Annotated in this window: 3 protein-coding genes; all 3 read right to left on the bottom strand. The window is 40.6% G+C overall.

Going from position 1 to position 5,271, the window contains the following annotated elements; genetic code table 11:
- Positions 1 to 154: 154 nt before the first annotated feature.
- Positions 155 to 1,255 (bottom strand): glycoside hydrolase family 43 protein, encoded by a 1,101-nt coding sequence (locus AC1DPQ_RS16565; protein WP_477580284.1) that lies wholly within the window; start codon positions 1,253 to 1,255, stop codon positions 155 to 157.
- Positions 1,256 to 1,277: 22 nt separating this feature from the next.
- A complete protein-coding gene (locus AC1DPQ_RS16570) occupies positions 1,278 to 4,130 on the bottom strand; it encodes a glycosyl hydrolase 115 family protein (RefSeq protein ID WP_477580282.1) in 2,853 nt (950 codons plus the stop codon).
- 3 nt (positions 4,131 to 4,133) lie between these two features.
- On the bottom strand, positions 4,134 to 5,271 hold a 1,138-nt coding region (locus AC1DPQ_RS16575; protein WP_477610283.1), incomplete at its 5' end, for an endo-1,4-beta-xylanase.

A 5,271-nucleotide genomic window follows, 5' to 3' on the forward strand; every position in this document is an offset into this window, starting at 1 on the left:
CACCCTAGTCGAAGGGCATTTATTCGCTGTATTGCGTGTTTTTTGCCCCCAGATTTCTCAATTTGCCAATTCGAAACCTGGGGATAATAATAGTTCTACAATGATTAACTTCATCAGTTGCTTCAATTCCCAATAACAACCTTTCAACTCATACTTATTCAACCCATGGTTCAATCATTTCGATTGTTCCGTCGGCATTGTGTTTCAATTCTGTCACTTTCACATTTCTAAGGTGGGTTTTTCCTGAAAGCTGGGTGTCGTGGTAAAAGATATACCACTTGCCTTTTATCTCTAAAATGGAATGGTGGGTAGTCCAACCTTGAACGGGCTTCATAAAAGTGCCTTCGTAAACAAATGGTCCATAAGGTTTGTCGCCAATCGCATATGCTAAATAATGGGTATCACCTGTTGAGTAAGTGAAATAATATTTTCCATTAAATTTGTGCATCCAGGCACCTTCAAAAAAACGTCTGTCGTGGTCATTAGTAAGTAATGCTTTTCCTTGTTTATCTACTAGTTGAACATCTTTCACTTCACCATCAAATGATAACATATCGCTGCTCAATTTCGCTACTTTGGCACTCAATGCGGGTTCATTTTCTTTCTGTGAGTCGGTTTTAGATCCATTGGCATCATATTTTCCATTATTCCAACGCTGTAACTGCCCGCCCCAAATTCCACCAAAGTACATGTAACTGGCGCCATCAGTATCTGTAAACACCGCCGGATCGATACTAAAACTCCCTTTAATAGGTTCAGGTTCAGCCTTAAATGGCCCTGCTGGATTTTTTGATGTAGCAACACCAATTCTAAATACATCAGATTTATCTTTAACCGGGAAATACAGATAATAGGTTCCGTTTTTAAAGGCGGCATCCGGTGCCCAAAGTTGTCTGCCGGCCCATGGAATATCTTTTATGCTTAATGCCACACCGTGATCGGTAACTTTACCATGAATACTGTCCATGCTCAAAATGTGGTAATCTCTCATGTCAAAATGATCACCATTATCATTTTCCGGAGTGCCTGCCTCGATATCATGTGAAGGGTAAACATAAATTTTTCCATTAAAAACGTGGGCAGAAGGATCGGCGGTATAAATTTTGGAGATTATAGGCTGCGATAAATAGCTGGTTTTTTTAGGGGTGTGTGCCGTTTCCTTCTCTGTTTTTTGGTTTGCTTGCTGGCAGGAGCTGGCAATAGCCATTCCCATAATGGATGAAAAAAGGGTGATTTTTTTTAATTCGTTAATCATGTTGCTCATGGTTTTGGTTAATTTAATGTCGTGTGCTTTTAATGCTTTCTGGTGGTCCTAAGTAACTTGGATTTAATTCTCCAAGATCGAGTACTAATTTTTGCAGTACCACGCCAGGATTAATCATCCAATAGTTGATGGTGTGTTTTCCGGTCTTGTTAAAGACAAGGGGAGTTTTAAAAATTTTGATGTTGTTGGCTACCGATTGTCCCCAGGCATAATCAGCGGCGTAATCCTTGCTGATATTAACTACTATAGGAGCTTGCCCGTCTAATGACACGGCGAACTTTAATCCATCTTTCCCGGTAAAATCAATAGTAGGGGAGATAAAGGTATTTAAGGTAAAATTGCCCGTTTCAGTTACAAAAATGTCATAAGCTAAATGTGGTGAGCCTTCACCAGGCTGCTGAATTGGTGAAGTTACAGGTGTTGCGATTACTCCGCCCCTGGTTTTTCCGTAATTGGGAATGGTTTTCCAAAAAATAGGTCTGCTGTTTACCGCTCTGTTATAACTTGTCGCTTCCATCGAAATGTAGCCGTTATCAGGGAGGAATAAATTAGCAGATAAGTCGGTTGGAATAATGTTTTCGGTTTTAATAGGAATGGTGATGCTCGATTTATCACTGCCAGAAATGAGAATTTCACTTGTTTTAGTGTTTTTTGGCGCTTTATTCCAATCAATGCTGATCTGAATTTTCTGATCATCGCTAAGTGATCCCTTTTTACTGTTTAACATGACAAAATCAGGAGCTTTGATATCGTATCTCATTTCACCCGCACCTGTTCTGAAAAGTTCGAGTGTATGTGATGTATTTGCAAGCGCTGAAAAAGTGAAGCCCTGCGCTACCTTTGTTTTTCCCGTAAAATGGAGCTCCGAGTTCTCCAGTGCAACACCCAGGCTGGTAGTAGTATTATTAATCAGCGTAGTTTTAGGGATAATATTGCTATCAGGCTGTTGCCAGGAAGTGTAACCAATATGCGTTTGATCCATCATATGGTCCCATTTTCCCCCAGCCATTGTTTTATTGTAGTATGTGCTGATTTCGGCATCTCGCTTAAATAGAGAATCAACTTTACCGGCGAAAGTATTGGTTGAAAATCTGCCCTGTTTGGCGTATAGTTTGTTTTTGGCTGCCGCGAGATACATCTCATATAAATTAGCCACAGCCTCAATGGGGTGAAGAACCAATTGGTAATAGGTATCTTTCTGATTATCAGCCAGTTGTTTGTTGGTTCTGGTAGCTTGTTGTGCAAGTTTTTTAAAATCAGCGGTAACTTGTTCAAACTCGTTATAGCTGCTTAAACTATAGGTCTTTGCATTAAGCAGTTCTGGTTTAATTCTACCTGCGTATTTTAGATAAGTATCTATATGGTTGGCAATTGCTGTAGCGTGTTCATTCCCAAACTGGTTGGCCGACCAATTAGTTGTGTAGTCCATTAATTTATCGGCCGGGATGGCGTCAGGATTCCATGCATAATCTAAAAAGAATTGGATGGGGAACTCCATTGGTTTTAAATCGCCAACGTTTACGATCCAGATCTGATTGGCATCATGTTCGTAAGCCAATCGCATCTGTTCCCAGATTTTTTGGATGGGGTTGGTGTTTACCCATTTGTAGTTTCTGGGGCCACCCACGTAGTCGAAGTGATAATAAACCCCATAACCGCCTTTTCTGGGCGCTTCGCCTAAACTTGGCAATTTTCTAATGTTGCCCCAATTATCATCGCATAAAAGTAAAGTTACATCATCGGGAACGCGCATGCCTTTGTCGTAATAATCCTGAACTTCCTTATACAAGGCCCATAGCTGTGGCGTTTGCGCTGCAGGTTTTTTTGTTACCTTTTCAATAATTTCACGTTGATCTTTTACAATTTTTTCCAGTAGGGCAGTAGCTGTGCCTGTAGACATGGGCTCGTCGCCATCGCCACGCATACCAACAGTGATGATCTGTTCTTTATCGGCTACACGTTGCAGGCCGCTTTCCCAAAATGCACGTAATTGCTCGGGATTTTGATCATAGTTCCATTTGCCACCTTTATATCTTTTCCACTCATCATGGGCACGTGTTAAGGGTTCGTGATGAGAAGTTCCAATCACTACGCCATATTCGTCGGCTAAAACAGGGTTGAGTTTATCGTCGTCGTTAAATGCACTTCCCCACATGGCGGGCCATAGATAATTCCCTTTTAAGCGAAGAATCAATTCGAATACCTTCTCATAAAACTTATGGTTAAACCCCCCAAATTCTTTTTTGCTCCATCCGGAAAGTGCGGGCGCTTCGTCATTTAAAAATATCCCCCGGTACTTTACCGCAGGTGAAGAAATTATATGACGCCCTGCAATAACATAGAGCGAACTGCTTTTTTTTACCGGAACATCAGCCCAATAATACCAAGGTGAAACACCAATTTGAGCAGAAAGCTCGTATATTCCATATATCGTTCCCCGCTTATCGCTTCCGGCAATTACTAAAGCAGAATCTATGCCCTTAACTGGGTTTTTTATCACCTGAATTAATGTGGCTTCCCATTTTCCGGCAATTTCGGAGACATTTAGACTATGGTTCCTGATCATTTCATCGATGATTTTACTGTTGCCGATAGTGCCAATGATGATGGGCATGCTGGTTGTTTTATCCGTTAAAAATTCAGGTTTAAGTCCACTTATCTTTTTAATATCGTTTTGAAGATTTTGGGCGGCACGTATAACGCCTGGCCATTCGTTGGCACTTACTAAAATGGATGGAACCTTACCTTTGCTCACCACAGCAAAACTTCCAGGCAAATAAGTATTTACCGTAATTGGACCGAGCCCAGCGGCTTCTGCAATGAGGACGTTGAAAAGGAATAAGACTAGCGGAAATATTTTCTTCATTACTTAAAATTTAATAACGCTCCAATAGGCTTTTTTTGGTTTTAATTGCGTGTCGAAAAGTAAGGGGTAATTTTTGCGGCCAGGTACAGGATAACCATCCAGCCAGGTACGGCGATCTGAAATGTTCCAGAATGTAACATTGGTGATTACATTTTTATACTTTCTGAATACGTTGAACACCATTTTATACTTTTCAACCTGCCTGGCTTCAAGTTCGGCGGTGTAAGCATCGCTTTCATTCGCACGTTTGGCACGTTTATTTTTCTCCCATGGATAAATGGAAAGATCTAACTCGGTAAACTGTATTTTAAGGCCTAAAGATGAATAGCGTTCAATTGCTGTAACGAGTTCTTTTTCACTAGGTTCATAAATAGACCAATGCGCTTGGAGGCCAACGCCGTCTATAGGTACGCCTTTGTCTTTCAGGCTTTTGAGCAACTTGTATACGCGTTCTCTTTTTTCTGGTCGTTCGGTATTGTAATCATTGTAATAAAGTTTTGCATCGGGATCGGCGGCATGTGCATATTCAAAGGCTTTAATGATAAAGTCTTCACCACAGATTTGGTACCATTTCGAATTTCGTAAGTATTTTGTAGAATCGTCGTCAATGGCCTCATTGACAACATCCCAGGCATATATTTTTCCTTTATATCGCCCAACTACGGCATCAATATGTGCCTTCAATCGTTGTAGCAATACTATTTTATTTACTTCTTTTCTCTCTTTATCTGTGAAAAACCATGAGGGTGCCTGTTCGTGCCAGCATAAATTATGGCCACGTACTTTGATGTTATTTTGCGCTGCAAAGCTGATAATCGAATCGGCTTCCCGCCAATTAAATTTCCCTTCTATAGGTTGCATCGACTCCATTTTCATGTCGTTTTCTGCTGTAATGCTGTTAAAATGTTTTTTAATCAACGCGCTTTCCTCTCCGCTCAGGTTTCTTTTGCCAACGGCAACACCAATCGGGAAGTAATCTTTGTAAAAATCTTTTAAACCCCTGCTATCTGTTTGATTACTGGAAAGCGATTGCCCCGTTTTACATCCTTCGAAGCCCAGTACAAAGAATAGAAATAGGATATAAGTAGAAAATATATTTTTGGCACTCATTGTATCTTGATCAGTTTGGAAAAGTATAGGC

It is taken from the genome of Pedobacter sp. 01T416_2, from assembly GCF_056398925.1.

Excerpts from the sequence above, each read along its gene's own strand:
- AC1DPQ_RS16570 (WP_477580282.1), bottom strand. The coding sequence starts at position 4,130 with ATGAAGAAAATATTTCCGCTAGTCTTATTCCTTTTCAACGTCCTCATT.
- AC1DPQ_RS16565 (WP_477580284.1), bottom strand. The coding sequence starts at position 1,255 with ATGATTAACGAATTAAAAAAAATCACCCTTTTTTCATCCATTATGGGA.